17 protein-coding genes are annotated in these 19,478 nt (G+C 65.0%); 10 read left to right on the top strand and 7 right to left on the bottom strand.

The annotated features are described in order from the left end of the window. The first annotated feature begins 139 nt into the window (after nt 1–139). Both J2X62_RS19250 and J2X62_RS19245 read left to right on the top strand, forming a co-directional pair. Nucleotides 140–1,450: a 3' terminal RNA ribose 2'-O-methyltransferase Hen1 gene (locus tag J2X62_RS19250; RefSeq protein WP_310182632.1), complete on the top strand. Its 1,311-nt coding sequence runs from the start codon at nt 140–142 to the stop codon at nt 1,448–1,450. Then, nucleotides 1,447–3,972, top strand: coding sequence for a polynucleotide kinase-phosphatase (locus J2X62_RS19245; RefSeq protein WP_310182630.1), 2,526 nt, complete (start codon nt 1,447–1,449; stop codon nt 3,970–3,972). The genes J2X62_RS19250 and J2X62_RS19245 overlap by 4 nt, the downstream gene beginning before the upstream one ends. 70 nt (nt 3,973–4,042) lie before the next feature. On the opposite strand, the gene J2X62_RS19240 is transcribed toward J2X62_RS19245, so the two are convergent. Genes J2X62_RS19240 through J2X62_RS19230 form a run of 3 tightly spaced genes read right to left on the bottom strand, consistent with a single transcriptional unit; the run spans nt 4,043 to nt 5,936 of the window. Beyond that, nucleotides 4,043–4,432, bottom strand: a complete 390-nt coding sequence (locus J2X62_RS19240; RefSeq protein ID WP_310182629.1) for a hypothetical protein — start codon at nt 4,430–4,432, stop codon at nt 4,043–4,045. 20 nt (nt 4,433–4,452) lie between these two features. Further along, a complete protein-coding gene (locus J2X62_RS19235) occupies nt 4,453–5,004 on the bottom strand; it encodes a hypothetical protein (protein WP_310182627.1) in 552 nt (183 codons plus the stop codon). Further along, a complete protein-coding gene (locus J2X62_RS19230) occupies nt 5,004–5,936 on the bottom strand; it encodes an Asp23/Gls24 family envelope stress response protein (protein ID WP_310182626.1) in 933 nt (310 codons plus the stop codon). The genes J2X62_RS19235 and J2X62_RS19230 overlap by 1 nt, the downstream gene beginning before the upstream one ends. Nucleotides 5,937–6,072: 136 nt before the next feature. On the opposite strand from J2X62_RS19230, the gene ilvA reads away from it, so the two are divergent. From ilvA to J2X62_RS19210, 4 genes are all read left to right on the top strand, one after another. Further along, complete coding sequence (ilvA, locus tag J2X62_RS19225) at nt 6,073–7,236, top strand: threonine ammonia-lyase (protein WP_218017706.1); 1,164 nt, start codon at nt 6,073–6,075, stop codon at nt 7,234–7,236. Nucleotides 7,237–7,310: 74 nt separating this feature from the next. Further along, nucleotides 7,311–10,448: an arabinosyltransferase domain-containing protein gene (locus J2X62_RS19220; RefSeq protein WP_310182625.1), complete on the top strand. Its 3,138-nt coding sequence runs from the start codon at nt 7,311–7,313 to the stop codon at nt 10,446–10,448. Nucleotides 10,449–10,503: 55 nt separating this feature from the next. Beyond that, nucleotides 10,504–11,472, top strand: a complete 969-nt coding sequence (locus tag J2X62_RS19215) for a daunorubicin resistance protein DrrA family ABC transporter ATP-binding protein (RefSeq protein WP_027498152.1) — start codon at nt 10,504–10,506, stop codon at nt 11,470–11,472. After that, nucleotides 11,469–12,263 carry an ABC transporter permease gene (locus J2X62_RS19210; RefSeq protein WP_027498151.1) on the top strand — a complete coding sequence of 265 codons (795 nt, stop codon included), beginning with the start codon at nt 11,469–11,471 and terminating at the stop codon, nt 12,261–12,263. The genes J2X62_RS19215 and J2X62_RS19210 overlap by 4 nt, the downstream gene beginning before the upstream one ends. 68 nt (nt 12,264–12,331) lie before the next feature. On the opposite strand, the gene greA is transcribed toward J2X62_RS19210, so the two are convergent. Further along, complete coding sequence (gene greA, locus J2X62_RS19205; RefSeq protein ID WP_027498150.1) at nt 12,332–12,826, bottom strand: transcription elongation factor GreA; 495 nt, start codon at nt 12,824–12,826, stop codon at nt 12,332–12,334. Between the two features lie 223 nt (nt 12,827–13,049). Further along, nucleotides 13,050–13,490 (bottom strand): DUF4307 domain-containing protein, encoded by a 441-nt coding sequence (locus J2X62_RS19200; protein WP_027498149.1) that lies wholly within the window; start codon nt 13,488–13,490, stop codon nt 13,050–13,052. A 103-nt stretch (nt 13,491–13,593) separates the two neighbouring features. Here J2X62_RS19200 and mca point away from each other — a divergent pair, with 103 nt between their 5' ends. From mca to J2X62_RS19185, 3 genes are read left to right on the top strand one after another with little or no spacing between them, the layout of a single operon-like run. Beyond that, complete coding sequence (mca, locus tag J2X62_RS19195; RefSeq protein ID WP_027498148.1) at nt 13,594–14,469, top strand: mycothiol conjugate amidase Mca; 876 nt, start codon at nt 13,594–13,596, stop codon at nt 14,467–14,469. Continuing rightward, a complete protein-coding gene (locus J2X62_RS19190; protein WP_052057007.1) occupies nt 14,466–14,774 on the top strand; it encodes a hypothetical protein in 309 nt (102 codons plus the stop codon). The genes mca and J2X62_RS19190 overlap by 4 nt, the downstream gene beginning before the upstream one ends. After that, entirely contained in the window at nt 14,774–16,783 is a 2,010-nt protein-coding gene (locus J2X62_RS19185; protein WP_310182621.1) for a thioredoxin domain-containing protein, read from the top strand. The genes J2X62_RS19190 and J2X62_RS19185 overlap by 1 nt, the downstream gene beginning before the upstream one ends. Nucleotides 16,784–16,821: 38 nt before the next feature. Here the strand turns inward: J2X62_RS19185 and J2X62_RS19180 are convergent, their stop codons facing one another. Further along, complete coding sequence (locus tag J2X62_RS19180; RefSeq protein ID WP_310182619.1) at nt 16,822–17,487, bottom strand: hemolysin III family protein; 666 nt, start codon at nt 17,485–17,487, stop codon at nt 16,822–16,824. A gap of 133 nt (nt 17,488–17,620) precedes the next feature. Here J2X62_RS19180 and J2X62_RS19175 point away from each other — a divergent pair, with 133 nt between their 5' ends. Continuing rightward, nucleotides 17,621–18,403, top strand: coding sequence for an isoprenyl transferase (locus J2X62_RS19175; protein ID WP_027498144.1), 783 nt, complete (start codon nt 17,621–17,623; stop codon nt 18,401–18,403). 50 nt (nt 18,404–18,453) lie between these two features. Here J2X62_RS19175 and coaA read toward each other — a convergent pair whose 3' ends face one another. After that, nucleotides 18,454–19,386: a type I pantothenate kinase gene (gene coaA, locus J2X62_RS19170; protein WP_027498143.1), complete on the bottom strand. Its 933-nt coding sequence runs from the start codon at nt 19,384–19,386 to the stop codon at nt 18,454–18,456. Between the last annotated feature and the right edge of the window lie 92 nt (nt 19,387–19,478).

The raw sequence follows: 19,478 nt of genomic DNA, 5'->3' as shown, positions 1-19,478 counted from the left end.
CGTCGGGATCAATGTGGGTTTCAGTCGCTCAGACTGCAACAAAGTCGCATTGATCCGGCGGGTAGAGGGGAATACACGACCGGAAAATGGGACGCATCGGACGCGGCTGTCCCGTAACGTCGCTGCGGTGCTACTGACCGTGACTGCAAACGCCACAACCGATTTCCCGGACGCCTCCGATATCGGGTATTTGTTGCACAAGCACCCCGATCGCGTACAGACTCGCAACCTGCCCATGGGTCAGACCACGGTGTTGTATCCCGAGGTCTCGGCAGAGCGGACAACCCTTGCAGTACTGCTCGACGCCACAGACGGCAAGAGTCCGGCTGCATCAGGGCTTGCTGTGGCGTTGTCTCGCCTGTTCAAGCAGACGCTGGCAGGCGTCTGTACCACAAGACCCGAATTGGTCTCTGCAGCAATCGATTTGATCGTCACGATGCCGGCCGCGCCGTCGCGCGGTGCGACTGATCTTGCGCCTCGGCTGTTCGGACCCCTCGGATGGAATGTAGAGACCACCCCGATCCCACTGGATTCGACGCAGCCGAACTGGGGCGACTCCGAATACGTGGATCTGGTACTCACCGGCACCTTCACTCTGTCGGCTGCGCTGCGGCACCTGTACGTACTGCTGCCAGTGCTCGACGACACCAAGCACTACTGGGTCGGTGAGGACGAGGCGGACAAACTCGTTCGGGCAGCAGGGGATTGGCTCGGTGATCATCCGGAGTCGGCGCTGATCGCCTCCCGATATCTGGCGCACCGTCGGGAGCTCGTCGAGTCCGCACTGGATCGTCTGGTCCCGGTTGCCCCCGAAGAGGTTGTCATCCCACGGGATCCGACGTTGGCCGAGCAGCGAGTACATGCGGTGCTGGCTGCACTCGGTGATGCCGGTGTGAAGTCGGTCGTCGACATGGGGTGCGGCGAGGGTCGCCTGTTGCGTGAGTTGCTTGCGCACAACACAATCGAGCGGATACTCGGTGCCGACGTGAGTGATCGTGCGCTGGCGAAGGCGCAGCGCAGGCTCCGGCTCGACGAGATGTCGGATCGGCAGCGTGGACGCATCGAACTGGTCCAGTCGTCGGCGACCTATCGCGACGTGCGGTTGCAGGGATTCGACGCGATGGTGCTCATGGAGGTCATCGAGCACATCGACCTCGAACGCCTTCCGGCGTTGGTGCGCTCGGTCTTTCGGGAGGCCCGTCCGAGGACGGTGCTCGTCACCACGCCCAACTCGGAATACAACGTGCTGTACCCGGGCCTCGACGCCGGGGCCTTTCGGCACGTCGATCACCGATTCGAGTTCACCCGTGCCCAATTCGAGCAGTGGGCAACGTCGGTGGCGGACGCACACGCCTACACCGTTCGCTTCGACCGCATCGGACCCGTCGACGACGTGCTCGGCAGCCCTACCCAGATCGCGCTATTCACCAGAGAGGAGCAGTCCCAGTGAGTACCTACGAGATTCCGGACCTGTCCCTCGTCGTCCTCGTCGGCATCAGTGGATCGGGGAAGTCCTCCTTCGCTGCAGACCGGTTCGGCCCGTACGAAACCGTGTCGAGTGATGCCTGTCGAGGGATGGTCAGCAACGACCCCAACCTGCAGAGCGCCACGAAGGACGCGTTCGCGCTCCTGGAATTTCTCGTCGCAACCAGGCTGCGGGCCGGTCTGCTCACCGTCGTCGACGCCACCAACGTGCAACCGGCGGCTCGCAAGGCCCTGATCGCCTTGGCTCGTGAGCACGATGTCCTGCCGATTGCCGTGGTGCTCGACGTGCCGGAACCGGTCTGCGCACAGCGCAACGCGGACCGCAGCGACAGGACGTTCGGCCGAGACGTGCTGCGCCGCCAGCAGTCCCAGTTGCAGCGCTCGATGCGAGGGCTGTCCGAAGAAGGCTTTCGCTCGGTTCATGTCCTCGACGGTGTCGACGCGGTGGCGTCGGCGACGTTCGTTCGTACCCCGCTGCGTAGCGACCGCCGGGAGCTTTCCGGGCCTTTCGATGTCATCGGCGACATTCACGGATGTCTGTCGGAGCTCGAAAGCCTGCTCACGACTTTGGGTTACACGCTCGAGCGCGACGCAGACGGTAGGGCAGTCGGTGCAACGCCGCCGGAGGGTCGAACGGCGGTGTTCGTCGGGGACTACGTCGACCGTGGGCCGGATTCGGTCGGTGTGCTGCGGCTCGTGATGGGGATGGTGGCAAACGGCGCAGCACTGGCAGTTCCGGGCAATCACGAGAACAAGCTCGTCAAGGCGCTGCGAGGTCGGAAAGTCACTGCCTCACACGGTTTGGCCGAGACACTCGAGCAGCTCGACGGCGAGACCGACGAGTTCCGCCGCGAGGTGCTCGAATTCTGTGATGGTCTCGTCGCACACCTGGTGCTCGACGGCGGAAGACTCGTCGTTTCGCACGCGGGGTTGATCGAGAAGTACCACAACCGCGCGTCGGGCCGAGTGCGCAGCTTCGCCCTGTACGGCGACACCACCGGCGAGACCGACGAATTCGGGCTGCCGGTGAGGTATCCGTGGGCTCAGGACTATCGCGGGTCGGCGACTGTGCTGTACGGACACACTCCCGTGCCGGAGGTGCAGTGGGAGAACAACACTGCGTGTCTGGACACGGGGTGTGTCTTCGGCGGCAAGTTGACGGCGCTGCGGTATCCGGAGCGTGAGGTCGTCTCGGTGCCGGCGGAGCAGGTCTGGTACGAGCCGACCCGGCCGCTGGGCGGGTTCGTTCGGGAGTCGTCGTCGCTGGATCTGTCGGACGTCATCGGACCGACCGGAGTGGAGACTGCGCTGCGTGGGCGTGTGTCGATTCGGCCGGAGAATGCCGCGGGCGCATTGGAAGTGATGAGCCGGTTCGCCTTGGCTCCGCAGTGGCTGCACTACCTTCCGCCGACGATGGCACCGAGTCGTACCTCGGAACGAGAGGGTTATCTCGAGTACCCGACGGAGGCATTCGACGCGTATCGGGCGCTCGGTGCGTCGACGGTGATCTGCGAGGAGAAGCACATGGGCTCGCGGGTGGTCGTCGTGGTGTGTCGCGATGCCGACACCGCTCGGGCGAAGTTCGACGCTCCCGACGGTGTCCTCGGCACCGCGTACACGCGGACCGGTCGGCCGGTGTTCGACGAGACCGTGACCGGGGTGCTGATCGCTGGGGTGGCCGACGCTCTGGAGGGGGCCGGCGTGTGGGACGAATTGTCCTCGCACTGGCTGGTTCTCGACTGCGAACTGATGCCGTGGTCCGCCAAGGCGGAGGGCCTGATCAAGTCCGAGTATGCGGCACCTGCGGCCGTGTCCCGGGCGAATCTCGAGGCCGAGGAGTCGGTGCTCGCTCGGGCGGCCTCGCGCGGCCTGGCCGTGTCCGAACTGCAGGAACGGAACGTGATTCGGCAGCGCAACCTCGCCGAGTTCACTGCTGCGTATCGGCGGTACAGCTGGCCGACGGATGGACTGGCAGGCGTCAGTCTCGCCCCGTTCCAGCTGTTGGCCTCCGACGCCGGCACGTATGCGGACCGCCCGCACGAATGGCACCTTGCACTGGCCGATCGACTGGTGGCCACTGCGCCGAAGCTGTTCACGACGACGCGTCGGATCGAGGTCGATCTGTCGTCGTCGGATTCGGTTGCGGCAGGGGTGACATGGTGGGAGGAGTTGACGGCACAGGGCGGTGAGGGAATGGTCGTCAAACCGGCGGCCAACATGCCGCGCGGAAAGATGCAGCCCGGCATGAAGGTTCGTGGCCGGGAGTACCTGCGGCTGATCTACGGTGCGGATTACACCGACCCTAATCGACTCACTGCACTGCGTAACCGAAACGTGGGACACAAGCAGTCGATGGCGCTACGCGAATACGCGCTCGGCATGGAGGCGTTGGACCGATCGGTGCGTGGTGAACCGTTGTATCGCATCCACCAGGCAGTGTTCGCGGTACTCGCACTGGAATCGGAGCCGGTGGACCCGCGGTTGTAAGTGCCTGCGGCAGTGGTGTGGCTATGCGCCATCTGGGGCACATATCCACACCACTGCGGCGAAGCCGCACTCAGGCCCGCGGCGATGAAAACGGAGTGATTCCGGCACCGATGGGTGCTGCAATTGCGGCGGTCACCGCTATGGATGCCCAGAAGGTGGTCGAGTCCAGCATCAGACCGCCGGCAAGTCCGCAGACCGCGACCACGATGCCGCATCCGGTCAGCAGTGCTGATCCGACCGCGGCGTGGAGCAGGCCGGTTCGATCGGGGGCACGACGGGCGTTGAGCCAGATCATCGTCCCGGTCGTCGCGAACACCAGGGGGACATAGAAGTAGAGGGAACTGTCACCGAGTTTCGAGGCGAACGCGGCAATCACCAGTACTGCTCCGAATGCCACCGGGACAGAGAGGGGCATTCCGCCGGACCATCGCTCGAATCTGCTAAGCGTCGATGCCGTCATGGATCCACCGTAACGTGACGTCAGGTCCGTTTGTCGATGTGCAGTTGGACGCGTGTCGCCACATCCGCGCCGCCCAGCGACCGCGCCACGAACGCAGCGCGGGACTCGGCTTCGGCGATGAAGCCGACGACGTCGAAATCGGCTGCAGCATGGACCGATACGGTGATGGTGGGCATACCTCGGTCGTCGATGGCAGTTCCCCTGGCCCGTCTGACACCAGGGAACTGCGCCAACTCCGCGGCCACGCCCGACGCGATCGCACTCAGGTCCACATGCGCCGAGAAGTGTGGCTCCTCGATGACGCTCGCCGTTCCGGTCGTGCGTGGTGAGAAGTTGCCGATCAACAACACCAGCGCCGCGACGACGGCCACCGCGACGACGATTGCCAGAGTCGGTACCCACCAACCCTGCTGCGGCAGTCCGGCAATACGAGCACGCTCGAAGCGAGAGAGCGTCTCCCGTGCCCACGGAACGTCGTAGTGCCACGCAAGTGCGAAGCCTCCACCGGCGAGGAGAGCGGCTCCCGCGATGACGGCAACGACTCGATCCAGTCCGGCGACAAAGGTTTTCACTACGACACCCGTGTCGGTTGCGACACCGAGTGCTGCACCGTCAGACGCCGCCCACCCGCGGCGACGGACAGTACCGGACCGAGGGCAGCGCGCACGGCAGCGTCGGCAGTGTCCGGAGAAACAGCTCGATCTCGCTGCACCCGGACCTCGATCTTCCTGCGTGTGACGACGGTATGCGCGTCCACGACTCCGCGGGTGGACTGCGCTGCAGCACTGCACAATCGAGCGATGTCGGTCGGCGTGGCCCAGACGGTGGGTGTCGGGCCGCCCAATCCCGAATGAGTTCTCGTCCGAGGTTTGACGCCCGCAAAGACGAAGAGTGCACCGACGACGATCGATCCGACGGCGGGCGCGATCAACCACCCCTGCCAGTGCAGTTGCGAAACCCAGTGCACGGCATCGGCAATCCATGGACTGCCGACGATGTGTCCCTGAGCGATGAAGAATTCGCGGCCGGCTACGAACGCCACGGCGAGGAGGGCGAAGCCGAACACCAGCGCCACCGGCATCGCCGCGGGACCGGCCGTGGGTGGTCGAGGTGAAACCACCGCAGCAGCAACATCATCGGTGGCAACGTCGGGCCCGCGCGCCGAACGGTCCAGCGCGGTATCCGACACCAGCACGTTCACCCGATGCACGTGCACGCCGGTCATCGTCGCCAGTGCGGCCTCGACGGTGCGGTGAACCGACTCGGTCACGTCGGTGATCTGCGACGGCCAGCGCACTCCGATGTAGAGGTTGACCGAGACGGTGTCTTCTCCGAGGGTGACGTCGGCTCGGGGAAGTTCGCGGCCGGTCAAACGCGACATGCCGCCGGTGGTGCGGGTGACCCGAGGGTCCTTCGATGCCGCCGCGATGGCCGTTCTCGACAGCGCACGGTGTTTGATCTCCAGACTTCCGCGCGACTCGTCGTGGGCACTGTGGTGTTGCACTCCACAACTGTAGTGACGCGGTGCACCTCGGCCGGATCGGCGGCGCAATTCTTCCTGGCATACTGCGGTTGTGTCGGAAATCGTTCGGGTGACCACGTCGGATATTGCCTCGGCCGAGGCGTTGCTGGAGCCGGTCATGCGCCGGACGCCGGTGGTCGCGTCACGGATTCTGTCCGACCTGACCGGTCACGAGGTGCGCCTCAAATGCGAGAACCTGCAGCGCACCGGATCGTTCAAGCCGCGTGGGGCGTACAACCGCATCGCCCGACTCGACGCCGACCAGCGAGCCCGAGGTGTGGTGGCGGCCAGCGCAGGCAACCACGCTCAAGGTGTCGCGTGGGCCGCGTCGCAGGTGGGGATTACCTCGACGGTGTTCATGCCGGTCGGAGTGTCGCTGCCCAAACTCGTCGCCACCAAGGCGTACGGCGCGACGGTTCATCTGGTGGGCAATACCGTCGACGAGGCTCTGACGTCGGCACGGGAATTCGCCGACCGTACCGGTGCCACGCTCATTCACCCGTTCGATCATCTCGATATCGTGGCCGGGCAGGCGACGCTCGGAACCGAACTGCTGCAGCAGATGCCGGACGTCGGCACCATCGTGATCCCCACCGGCGGCGGGGGACTGTTGGCGGGGGTCGCTGCTGCGGTGAAGCTGACGAAACCGGACGTCAGAGTCATCGGCGTGCAGGCCGAGGGCGCGGCCGCGTGGCCGGCGTCGTTGGAGGCGGGCCACCCGATCGCGCTGACGTCGATGTCGACGATGGCCGACGGCATCGCTGTCGGTCTCCCCGGGTCGGTGCCGTTCGATCATGTGCAGGGCTGGGTCGACGACGTCGTCACCGTCAGTGAGGACGCGCTGTCCCGCGCCTTGGTGCTGTGCATCGAGCGAGCGAAGCTCATCGTCGAACCGGCCGGTGCCGCTGCGGTGGCAGCACTGATGACGCACTCGGCCGAGGAATTGGGGCTGACGGGGTCGGTGTGCGCGGTGCTGTCGGGCGGAAACATCGATCCGCTGCTGCTCACTCATGTCATCACCCACGGGCTTCGGGCCGGTGGACGTTATCTGGCCGTGCGGGTGACGATTTCGGACAAGCCCGGCGGACTCACCGGCGTCCTGGGCGTCGTGCGCGACGCCGGTGCGAGTGTCGTCGACGTCGTGCATTCCCGCACCGGGGGACGTCTGGGTCTCGAGGAAGTCGACGTCATGTTGACCGTCGAGACACGCGGACCCGATCACCGCGGCACGGTTCTCGACGCCCTGGGCGCAGCGGGATATGCGGTGCAGGTCGAGAACTGACGGCCGGGTTCACACAGGTCGCACTGGTACCTTGATCAGCGACCTGGACCAGGACATCGGTGGGAGAAGTTTGCATGGCACGGCTCGTCGCGATCGTTTCCGCACTGGTGGGAATCCTGCTGACGATCTCGATACCGCTGTTGCCGATCGAACAACAACAGTCGTCGTTGACCTGGCCGCAGAGCGGGACCGTCGGCAATGTCGAGGCTCCGCTCGTCGGCTACACCCCGATCAGCATCGACGCGACCGTCCCGTGTGCAGCCGCGGCCGGTCTTTCCGACGGCGGCTTGTTGCTGTCCACCTCGCCCAAGGGATCGCCCGACGCCTATCGCTACGGTCTCGTCGCCGAGGTGACCGGCGGCGAGGCGTCGCAACTGAAGGTGACGTTGCGCGATTCGGTCCTGCTCGAGAAGCCGGTCGCGGAACTGAGCCCATCGACTGCGGGCGACTGCTCGTTGACGATCACCTCCGACGCCGCCGCGACAACGGTCGGACTGACCGGTGACGACACCGTCTCCCGCGAGGGCGACGTGCGACCCCAGCTGGTCGGAGTGTTCAGCGATCTGCAGGGCAACGTTCCCGGTCTGCAGCTGCAGGCCGAGCTGGACAGTAGGTTCTCGTCCACGCCCAGCGCGCTCAAGTGGTTCGCGATGATCGTCGGAGTGCTCGCCACGGGAATCTCGCTGGTGGCCCTGCACCACCTCGATCTGTCCGACGGGCGTCGCGCCCGACGGTTCCTGCCGCGTCGCTGGTGGAGCTTCGGGCCGGCCGACGCGGTGGTGATCGGGACGCTGCTGGTGTGGCACGTCATCGGCGCGAACACCTCCGACGACGGCTATCAACTGGGCATGGCACGCACGGCCGACCACGCCGGATACATGGCCAACTACTTCCGTTACTTCGGGGTGCCCGAAACACCGTTCGGCACACCGTTGTACGACATGTTCACCCTCCTCTCGCACGTGTCGACGGCCAGTGTGTGGATGCGGATCCCGACGTTGATCTGCGGCGTCGTCGTCTGGCTCGTCCTCAGTCGTGAGGTGATCCCGCGGTTCGGTGCCGCTGCCCGCGCGTCGAAAACTGCGTTGTGGACCGGCGGCCTGGTGATGCTGGCGTTCTGGTTGCCGTACAACAACGGTCTGCGCCCGGAGCCGTTCGTGGCTCTGGGCGTGTTGCTGACGTGGTGTTCGGTGGAGCGGTCCATCGCGACACGGCGACTGCTGCCTGCGGCGGCGGCGATTCTGATCGCCGCGTTGACGGTCACGTGCGCACCGTCGGGCTTCATCTGTTTCGCGCCACTGATTGCCGGTGCCCGGCCGGTGATTCAGATCGTCGTCGCCCGCGCCCGCGCCCGCGCGTTCGGCACCACTACACTCGGCGCGGCAACACTGCTCGCCCCGCTGGTGGCGTCGGGCACGGTGGTACTGGTCTTCGCGTTCGGGAATCAGACCGTGGCCGGCATGCTCGAGATGCAGCGGGTGCACACTGCGGCCGGGCCGAGCCAGGCGTGGTTCGAGGAGTACCTGCGCTATCAGTGGCTGATGAACATGGACATCGACGGCTCGCTGGCGCGCCGCTTCGGGGTGTTCGTCATGGTCGTCTCGCTGATCGCGGTGGTGATTGCGATGCTGCGCAAGGGCGGCAAGATTCCCGGCACCGCCACCGGGCCCGCTCGACGCATCGTCGGCATCACCGTCGGGGCCATGGCATTGATGATGATCACCCCCACCAAGTGGACGCATCACTTCGGTGTGTTCGCCGGGCTCGCGGCCTCGGTTGCGGTGCTCGCGGCCGTGGCAACCGGCGCAGCGGTGCTCCGTTCGCGGCGCAACCGGTTGCTGTTCGCGTCGGCCGTGTCGTTCCTGACGGCGGTCGCCTTCACCGGAACCAACGGCTACTGGTACGTCTCGGCGTGGGGAGTTCCGTTCTGGGACAAGCCGATTCTGGTGGCCGGTCTCGGCATCTCGACGATGTTCCTCGGCCTGACGGTACTGCTGTTGCTCGCCGCTGTGTGGTTCCATCTGCGTGCGCCGTACGTCCGCGCCGACAAGCCGATGGCGCGATGGTGGTCGGTGCCGCCGATCGCCGTGGCCGCAGGTCTGATGGTGCTGCTGGCCGTGGCATCGATGGCCAAGGGCGCGGTGGCGCAGTGGCCGTCGTACTCGGTCGCGAAATCGAACCTGTCGGCGCTGGCCGGCAACACGTGTGGACTTGCGAACGACGTGCTGCTCGAGACGAACCCCAATGCCGATGTGCTGCAACCGGTCAGCGGCGACGCCTTCGCTGCTCTCGGGGCCGAGAACGACGGTTTCACCCCGGACGGGGTTGCGCGGGACCTCACCGCAGACAAGGAATCCTCGGCGTCGGGCACCTCGAACACCGTCGACACCGAGGATCAGCAACAGCCGACGTCGACCACCGGAGCCGGAACCGGGGGCAGTGCACTGCCGTACGGCCTCGACCCTGCGACCGTGCCGGTACTGGGGTCGTTCGGATCGGACACTCCCGCCACCCTGACCACCGGTTGGTACGCGCTGCCCGCCGATCCCGGTCAGCTCGTCTCGATCGCCGCGGCCGGACGCATCCGCTCGGTGAACTCCGACGGAGTCGTCACCTACGGCCAGGACCTCGAACTCGAGTACGGAGTGGACGGCCGGGCGCAGGGGCGGGTGACGCCCATCGACATCGGCCCGACGCCGTCGTGGCGCAACCTGCGGGTGCCGATGGACCTGATTCCCGCCGGCAGCAACATGATTCGTTTGGTACTGAGTGACACCGACCGCGACCCCGACCAGTGGCTCGCGGTCACCCCGCCGCGGGTACCGCGTACCCAGACGTTGAACGAGGTCGTCGGGCGGGAGAATCCGGTGCTGCTAGACTGGGAGGTGGGCTTCAACTTTCCGTGTCAGCATCCGTTCGATCACCGACTCGGGGTTGCCGAAGTTCCGCAGTACCGGGTGTTGCCGGACCGCAGCGGTGCCGTCATCACCAACGCATGGCAGGACCATTTCGGCGGCGGCCCGCTCGGATGGATCGATGTCGTTGCCTCGGCCCGCACCATCCCGTCGTACCTGGACGGGGACTGGGATCGCGACTGGGGATCGATCGAGCAGTACACACCGTACGACCGATCGGCTGAGCCGGCGAAGATCACAGCCACCGAGATCCAGCGTTCCGGCCTGTGGACGCCCGGTCCCATCAAAACCGGTTAATCTCTACGCGTTCGGAAGTCCTTATACCGACAGTGGAAGAAACGGGGAGAGGGCCATGGCGAACGCTATAGAAGTAGAGAACCTGGTACTTCGGTACGGGAAGAACGTCGCGCTCGACGGGATCGATTTCACGGTTCCCGAGGGCACGGTGCTCGGTGTGCTCGGCCCCAACGGTGCGGGCAAGACGACGGCGGTGCGGATCCTGGCCACTCTGCTGCAGGCAACGTCCGGTTCGGCGCGGGTGTTCGGGCTCGATGTAGCGAAGCAAGCCAACGAGGTTCGGGGGACGATCGGCCTGACGGGCCAGTTCGCAGCCGTGGACGAGTATCTGACCGGGTACGAGAATCTGGAGATGGTCGGCAGACTGTTCGGGCTGCGCAAGGCCGAAGCGAGGAAACGCGCCGACGAGCTGCTGAGCAGATTCGACCTCGAATATGCACGCGACCGCACCGCCAAGCAGTACTCGGGAGGTATGCGTCGCCGACTCGACATCGCGGCCAGTCTGATCGGCAGGCCACGGGTGGTGTTCCTCGACGAACCCACCACCGGTCTCGACCCGCGCAGCCGAATCACGATGTGGGAGTTCATCGCAGATCTCGTCCGTGACGGAACGACGATCCTGTTGACGACGCAGTACCTCGAGGAGGCGGACCGGCTCGCCGATTCGATCATCGTGCTCAACAAGGGCAAGATCATCGCGCGCGGCACCGCCGACGAGCTGAAGGCCCAAACGGGCGGCGAGCGAATCGAATTCGTACTCACGGACCGATCTCAGGCCGATCGCGCCAAGGAGATCCTGACCCCGATCGGCGTCGAGCCGCCCACCCTGGACGAACAGGTGGGACGGATCGTCATGCCGGTCAACGGTGGATCGAAGGATCTGTCCACGGCGTTGAGCCGTCTGGAAGCTGCAGGGATCGGGGTGGTCGACGTCGGTCTGCGACGGCCGAACCTCGACGATGTGTTCCTGTCTCTGACCGGTCAGACCACCGGCGAGCCCGAGGCTGCGGAGGAAGAGAAATGAGCAACGTTCTCCTGGATTCGGCGATCATCACCAAGCGAAACCTGATCAAGCTCAAGCGAGTTCCCGATCTGCTGTTCTTCGCAACGCTGTCACCGATCATGTTCGTGCTGTTGTTCGCCTATGTCTTCGGCAGTGCCATCGACGTACCCGGTATCGACTACAAGAGCTTCCTGATGGGCGGCATCTTCGTTCAGACGATGATCTTCGGTGCGTCCATCACCGGATCCTCACTGGCCGAGGATCTGCAGAAGGGCGTCATGGATCGCTTCCGGTCGCTGCCGATGGCGCGATCTGCCGTCGTCATCGGGCGGACGGCCGCCGACGTCGGCAACAACGTCGTCACCATCACGATCATGTCCATCACCGGACTCATCGTGGGCTGGCGCATCACGTCGTCGTTCTTCGACGCTCTGCTCGGTTACGTGCTGTTGCTGTTGTTCGCGTACTCGATTTCGTGGGTGATGGCGCTGGTAGGACTGATCGTGCGCTCCCCGGAGATCTTCAACAACGCGTCGTTCATCGTGATCTTCCCGCTCACGTTCATCGCGAACACCTTCGTGCCGATCGACAACTTCCCGAGCGTGCTCAAGACCATCGCGGAATGGAACCCCATCTCGTCGGTGACCCTGGCCGTGCGTGAGCAGTTCGGCAACACCAATCCGATGGCCCCACCGCCCGAGGTGTGGCCGTTGCAGAACCCGGTTCTTTACACGTTGATCTGGGTCGTGGTGATGCTCGTGGTGTTCGTGCCGCTGTCGGTCCGCAAGTACCAGAAGACGATGACTGCCTGAGATCGTCCGAAACGACAACACCCCCGGCCGCTGAGCGACCGGGGGTGTTGCTCGAGAAAAGGCTCGAATCAGGTGTGGTACGGCTCTGCGCTGACCAGCGTGACCTTCATGGTCTTGCCGTTGGGCAGGGTGTACTCGCGGGTGTCGCCGACCTTCGCGTCGATGAGCGATCCACCCAGCGGGGACGCGGGGGAGTACACCTCGAGCTTGCTGTCGCGGGCACCCTCTTCGCGGGTGGCGATCAGGAAGGTCTCGGTGTCGGACTCGTCGCCGTCGTAGTAGACCTTGACGACGGATCCGGGCAGAGCCACGCCCGACTGGGTGGGCGCCTCGCCGACCTTCGCGTTGTTGAGCAGTTCCTGCAGCTGACGAATGCGTGCTTCCTGCTGGCCCTGCTCCTCGCGCGCAGCGTGGTAGCCGCCGTTCTCCTTCAGATCGCCCTCTTCGCGACGCTCGTTGATCTCGGCGGCGATGACGGGGCGATTGGAAATGAGCTGGTCGAGTTCGCTCTTGAGCCTGTCGTGTGATTCCTGGGTAAGCCAGGTCACCTGGGTCTCGGTCATCTCGATCACTCCCTCGTAGTCGGAATCTCGAGTTCGATTCCGGTTTCTAGGCGGTAGGGCACGCAACGAAGAGGGGACTCCAATGGATGGATCCCCTTGGTCGGCCCGCATCCTGGAGCCGTCGACATCGTTGACGCAGGTAACCCTGCCCGCAATGCAGCAATACACGGCACCTGTGCGGCAGCCGTGTACGACCCGAGCTTACCACGAACAGGCTCTTCGCCTATCGGGCTCGTAAATACTCGGGAACATCGAGGCTGCAGCCGTACACGTCTCCGACGGCGGGTGGGGACGACGTCGTCACGTCGGTGGTGAGCTCCACCGTGGTCGAGGAGGACTCCGGTGGGATGTACACCTCGCGCCGTCCCGTCTCGGAACCGTCGCGAGAACGAGCGCGGACGATGCACACCGCCGGCTGCTCCGGGTTCTCTCGGGTGACGCTGAATCGGATCGACATCGTGCTCTCGTCGACGATGTCGAACGAAAGCTGGCTGCCTTCGACGGGCTTGACCGAGAATTTCGTGTACGCGTAGTAGGCCACGCCGAGCCCGACCAGCAGGACCAGTGCCACCAGTGCGATCTTCGTCGCACGTTTCGGAGCTCGCCGAATGCCGCTCGGACCGGAACCCGACGGGTATCTACCTGCGGGAAGTGCGTTGGTCATGTCAGCTCTCGGAGTGAAATCGGGGGTGCCGCTGGGGGCATGTCGGCGTCAGGTGGAACTATAGGGCAGGCAAGAACAAGGCGAATCCGAGGTGAGGAAGAACGTGTCCGGACTGCGGCTCATGGCAGTGCATGCCCATCCCGACGACGAGTCCAGCAAAGGTGCTGCGACCACGGCCCGCTATGCGGCCGAAGGGCACGACGTTCTGGTCGTCACGCTCACCGGCGGCGAGCGAGGGGACATCCTCAATCCGGCGATGGACATTCCGGGCGTCCACCAACGGATCAGGGAGGTTCGACGCGAGGAGATGGCCGAGGCCGCGCGCATCCTCGGGGTACAGCAGACGTGGCTCGGATTCGAGGACTCGGGACTCCCCGAGGGCGATCCGCTGCCGCCGCTGCCCGAGGGCTGCTTCGCGCTGGTGCCGTTGGAGGTGTCCACCGAGGCGTTGGTGAAGGTGGTTCGGGACTTCAAGCCCCACGTCATCACCACCTACGACGAACGCGGTGGCTACCCGCATCCCGATCACATCCGCTGCCACGAGGTCTCGATGGCCGCGTGGGAAGCCGCGGGCGATCCCGAGCGTTTCCCCGATGCGGGTGAGCCGTGGACTCCGCTCAAGCTCTACTACTCGCACGGTTTCCTGCGTAAGCGCATGCAGCTCTTCCACGACTGGTTTATCGACCGCGGCGAGGAAAGCCCGTTCGTCGACTGGCTGAAGCGGTGGGACGGTCAGCGCGACGAGATCATGGAGCGCATCACCACGCAGGTCGACGTGGGCACCTGGTTCGAGCAGCGCGACGACGCACTGCGAGCCCATGCGACGCAGATCGATCCCAACGGAGCGTTCTTCGCGGTGCCGGTGGACGTCCAACGCAAGTTGTGGCCCACCGAGGAGTTCGAGCTCGCCCGCACCCGCGTGACCACGTCACTGCCCGAGACCGACCTGTTCGCGGGAATAGAAGAGACCGAACAATGATCGTGTCGATCCTCGCCCAGCAGCCCACGGGGCCCGAGTTCGGCAAGTCGTCGCCGATCGGTCTGGTGATCCTCGTGGCGTTGCTGGTCGGAACGGCGCTGCTGATCTGGTCCATGAACAAGAAGATCAAGCGTCTGCCCGCGACGTTCGAGAAAGAAGATCCCACGCTGGATCAGGCGCTCGACGAGGGCACCGATCGTGGGGGCATCACGCCGAGCCCACAACCGGACACCAGCCGTCCGAAACCCGCTGTATCCGACAAACCCGCTGTCTCCGACAAACCAGCTGTCTCCGACGAACCCTGATGCTCGACGCGAACACGCTGGGCGAATCCACCAGTCCGTATCTGCGTCAGCACGCCGACAATCCGGTGCACTGGCAGCAGTGGGGACCGCAGGCACTGCAGTCCGCGCGTGATCGCGACGTCCCGATCCTGTTGTCCATCGGGTACTCGGCGTGCCACTGGTGTCATGTCATGGCACACGAATCGTTCGAGGACGAGGCCATCGCGGCCCTGATGAACGAGCACTTCGTGTGCATCAAGGTCGATCGGGAAGAACGCCCCGACCTCGATGCGGTGTACATGAACGCCACTGTCGCGATGACCGGTCAGGGCGGTTGGCCGATGACCTGTTTCCTCACACCCGAGACCGAACCTTTCTACTGCGGGACGTACTACCCACCGGCCCCGCGCCAGGGGATGCCCTCCTTCGAACAATTACTGACCGCAATCGCCGATACCTGGTCCACCCGGCGACAGGAGGTGTTCGACGCGTCCGCGGCCATCGTCACCGAACTGCGCAAACAGAGCTCCGGAATTCCGGCCGGCGGACGATCGCTGGACGCCGATTTTCTGGCCGCGTCCGTCGCGGCGGTCTGCGCCGACGAGGACACCACCTACGGCGGCTTCGGCCGGGCACCGAAGTTTCCACCGGGTGCACTGCTCGAGGGTCTGCTCCGGCACTACGAGCGCACCGGCAACGGTGAGGTTCTCGACGTCGTTCGACGTACCGCGTCGGCAATGGCGCGTGGAGGCATGTACGACCAACTCGCCGGCGGCTTCGCACGGTATTCGGTCGACGCCGAATGGATCGTTCCGCACTTCGAGAAGATGCTCTACGACAATGCGCTGCTGCTGCGGTTCTACGCGCACGCCGCCCGGGTCGACGATGATCCGCTGGTGCGTCGGGTGGCGTCGGATACCGCACGATTCATGCTCGGTGAATTGCGCACGGCCAACGGCTGTTTCGCGTCGGCGCTCGATGCCGACACCGAAGGAGTCGAGGGTCTGACCTACGTGTGGACCCCCGAGCAGCTGGTCGACACCCTCGGTTTCGAGGACGGTGTATGGGCTGCGGGTCTGTTCGCGGTGAATTCCGCCGGCACGTTCGAGGCCGGTATGTCGGTGCTGCAACTACCCGCCGAGCCCGAGGACTACGACCGGTTCGCCCGCATCCGGAACGCGTTGTCGGCGGCTCGAGCGTCGCGGCCGCAACCCGGTCGAGACGACAAGGTGGTCACCGCGTGGAACGCACTGGCCATCACCGCGTTGGCCGAGGCCGGAACCGGCGCGAGCGAACCGACCTGGGTCGACGCCGCCGTCGAATGCGGCGAGCAACTGTTCGCCACTCACGTCGAATCGGGACGTGTCCGGCGGGCGTCCCTCGGTAGCGCAGTGGGTGAGGCCACCGGAGTGCTCGAGGACTACGCCTGCCTCGCCGTGGCCGCGGCCACGCTGTTCCAGGCCACCGGCGACGCGGTCTGGACCCGGCGGATGACGACGATCCTCGACGCTGCGATCGAGCACTTCGCCGATCCCGACGACGCCGGCAGCTGGTTCGACACGGCCGACGATGCCGAGACCCTGGTAACCCGGCCGCGGGATCCGATCGACGGTGCGACTCCGTCGGGAGCGTCGACGATGGCCGAGGCGCTGCTCACCGCGGCCGCCCTCGTCGATCACGAATCGTCCGCACGGTACGCCGAACTGGCCGCTGCCTCGCTCGCACGAGCGGCGGCCATCCTCGAACGCGCCCCGAGGTCGGGTGGTCACTGGCTGGCCGTGGCCGAGGCAGCAGTGCGCGGCCCGATTCAGATCGCCGTATCGCTCGCACCGGACGGTGAGTTGCTCGCCGCCGCGCGATCGCTGGCACCCGGAGGTTCCGTGGTGGTCGCAGGATCGGCCGACTCGTCTGCGCTGCTGACGGGCCGACCGCCCGTCGACGGGCAGGAAACGGCGTACGTGTGTCGCGGATTCGTCTGCGACCGGCCTGTGACGTCGGTCGAGGATCTGGCGGCCGCCCTGCGGAAGTGACGTCGCCGACGCGGTGTTCCGAGCGGTCCGACGCGTCGTCAGAACAGGACGAGCCACACTGCCACGAGGTGGCAAATTGCTGCCAACACCGTTGCCGCGTGGAAGAATTCGTGATGGCCGAATGTCGTGGGCCACGGATTCGGCCACTTGGTGGCGTAGAGGATCGCCCCGACGCTGTAGAAGATGCCGCCCACCAAGAGCAACACGAACGGTGCGAAGCCGACGTGCTCGATCAGGGTGGGAGCGACCGGCACGATCGCCCAGCCGAGCACGAGATACAGCGGTACCCCGACCCAGCGGGGAGCGGTGGGCCACAGCATCTTCAGAGCCACCCCGCAGATCGCTCCGATCCAGACGACGATCAACAGGGTTCGTCCCGTCGCGGCCGGCAGACCCAGTACGGCGAACGGGGTGTAGCTACCGGCGATGAACAGGAAGATCATGGAGTGGTCGGCGCGTTTCATCCAGATCTGCGACGCGGTGGTCTTCCAGTGCACGCGGTGATAGGTGGCGCTGACGCCGAACACCCCGCACACGGTGATCGAATAGATACCCGTCGCGATGCCTGCGCTGACCGACACCAGGCTGAACGCCATGGTGACGAGGGTGATCGCGCACACCACCGCGACGCCGAAGGCGTACAGGTGAATCCAGCCACGCATGCGTGGTTTGACGGGTATCTCGTCCAGTCCAAACATCGTCATGAAAGATGACCTCCCGTTCCGCCGTAGTGAACCTACGCAACCGTAGGTTCGGACGCTACTGTACCGGCCGCCCGCTCGAAGACGTCGGCGTAAGGTGATCCTCCGTGGTGATGAGAGCAGCGGTGACGAAGTAGTGGTGATCATTCCGCAGAAGGTGCGCGGCGTTCTCTACAACGTGTACGAGCGGCGTTTGTTGAGTCAGCTCGAGGGTGTGCAGCACCCGCGGCACGTCGCGGTGATGTGTGACGGCAACCGGCGGTGGGCACGGGAGAACGGGTTCACCGACGTCGCGCACGGCCACCGAATGGGGGCGCTCAAGATCGCCGAGATGCTCGGCTGGTGCGACGCTGCCGGAATCGAGATGGCCACCATCTATCTGCTCTCGACCGAGAACCTCCGACGGGATGCCGACGAACTCGATTCGCTGCTCGACATCATCACCGACGTCGTCGAGGAGATCTGCGGACCCGAGATGAACTGGGGTGTCAAACTCGTCGGCACTCTCGATCTGCTGCCTGCTTCGACCTCACGCCGGCTCAAGGAGGCGGCTGCGCGCACCGAGGGCCGAACCGGAACGCACGTCAACGTCGCCGTCGGATACGGCGGTCGTCAGGAAATCGCCGACGCTGTGCAGTCGCTGGTCACCGAGAAGATCGCCGAGGGCATCACCGGGGACGAGTTGGTGGCCTCGATCAACGTCGACGGTATCGACAGTCACCTGTACACCTCGGGGCAGCCCGATCCGGATCTCGTCATCCGCACCTCGGGAGAGCAACGCCTGTCCGGTTTCCTACTGTGGCAGAGCGCATATTCGGAGATCTGGTTCACCGAGGCCTATTGGCCGGAATTTCGCCGCGTCGACTTCTTGCGCGCACTCCGCGACTTCGCCGCACGGCACCGCCGGTTCGGTATCTGACGTGCACGGTACTTCGTAGCCTGCTACGAACTTCCACTCACGACCTGGACCTACAACTTTCGCAGGCGCAGCCGGTTGATCGCGTGGTCGTTGTCCTTGCGCAGCACCATGGTTGCTCGCGGACGCGTCGGCAGAATGTTCTCCACCAGGTTCGGCAGGTTGATCGAATGCCACAGATCCTCGGCCGCGATCTGCGCGTGATCGTCGGACAATCCTGCATAGTGATGGAAATGGGAGGACGGGTCGGTGAACGAGGTCTTGCGTAGCGCCAGAAATCGTTTGACGTACCAGCTCTCGATGTCCTCGATCCGAGCGTCGACGTAGATCGAGAAGTCGAACAGATCCGAGACCATCAGCCTAGGTCCGGTCTGGAGTACGTTGAGCCCCTCCACGATCAGGATGTCGGGCTGGCGAACCATGTGGTACTGGCCTTTGACGATGTCGTACGACACGTGCGAATAGACCGGCGCGCCCACCTCTTCGGTTCCGGACTTGACCTCGGTGACGAACCTGAGCAGCTTGCGTCGGTCGTAACTTTCGGGAAAGCCCTTGCGGTGCAAGATCCCTCGGCGCATGAGCTCGGCCGTCGGATACAGGAAACCGTCCGTGGTGACGAGGTCCACGCGGGGATGGTGATCCCACCGGGCCAGGAGTGCTTGCAGCACACGGGCAGTGGTGGATTTACCGACCGCGACGCTGCCCGCTACGCCGATGACGAACGGAACCTGTCGATCGGGATGTTTCTCACCGAGGAACGTGGCCGTTGCCGCGAACAACCGCTGGCGCGCGGCCACCTGGAGATGAATCAGCCGGGCCAGCGGCAGATAGACCTCGGCCACCTCGTCCAGATCGATCTGCTCACCGAGGCCGCGCAGGCCGACCAGTTCTTCCTCGGTGAGTACCAGCGGTGTGGATTGACGCAGCGTGCGCCACTGCACACGGTCGAACTCGACGTACGGACTGGACTCGCTCACGCACGCCACCTGAGCATCGGAGCTGCTGAGGATTCGGCGGTGCTCCTGTCGGGCGCGAGTCGCATGGTTCCAGATTGTGCTCGGTGCCTGTCCACCGCGCA

The sequence above is a fragment of the Rhodococcus sp. 3258 genome (genome assembly GCF_031456475.1).
In the GTDB taxonomy this organism is placed as follows: Bacteria; Actinomycetota; Actinomycetes; order Mycobacteriales; family Mycobacteriaceae; genus Rhodococcoides; species Rhodococcoides fascians.
This window is presented reverse-complemented; position numbering and strand designations above follow the sequence as displayed.

What these genes read in the sequence shown, in the direction of transcription:
- J2X62_RS19240 (WP_310182629.1), bottom strand. Translation starts at nt 4,432, where the DNA reads ATGACGGCATCGACGCTTAGCAGATTCGAGCGATGGTCCGGCGGAATG.
- ilvA (WP_218017706.1), top strand. Translation starts at nt 6,073, where the DNA reads ATGCGCCGGACGCCGGTGGTCGCGTCACGGATTCTGTCCGACCTGACC.
- J2X62_RS19220 (WP_310182625.1), top strand. Translation starts at nt 7,311, where the DNA reads ATGGCACGGCTCGTCGCGATCGTTTCCGCACTGGTGGGAATCCTGCTG.
- J2X62_RS19215 (WP_027498152.1), top strand. Translation starts at nt 10,504, where the DNA reads ATGGCGAACGCTATAGAAGTAGAGAACCTGGTACTTCGGTACGGGAAG.
- J2X62_RS19210 (WP_027498151.1), top strand. Translation starts at nt 11,469, where the DNA reads ATGAGCAACGTTCTCCTGGATTCGGCGATCATCACCAAGCGAAACCTG.
- greA (WP_027498150.1), bottom strand. Translation starts at nt 12,826, where the DNA reads ATGACCGAGACCCAGGTGACCTGGCTTACCCAGGAATCACACGACAGG.
- J2X62_RS19200 (WP_027498149.1), bottom strand. Translation starts at nt 13,490, where the DNA reads ATGACCAACGCACTTCCCGCAGGTAGATACCCGTCGGGTTCCGGTCCG.
- J2X62_RS19190 (WP_052057007.1), top strand. Translation starts at nt 14,466, where the DNA reads ATGATCGTGTCGATCCTCGCCCAGCAGCCCACGGGGCCCGAGTTCGGC.
- J2X62_RS19185 (WP_310182621.1), top strand. Translation starts at nt 14,774, where the DNA reads ATGCTCGACGCGAACACGCTGGGCGAATCCACCAGTCCGTATCTGCGT.
- J2X62_RS19180 (WP_310182619.1), bottom strand. Translation starts at nt 17,487, where the DNA reads ATGACGATGTTTGGACTGGACGAGATACCCGTCAAACCACGCATGCGT.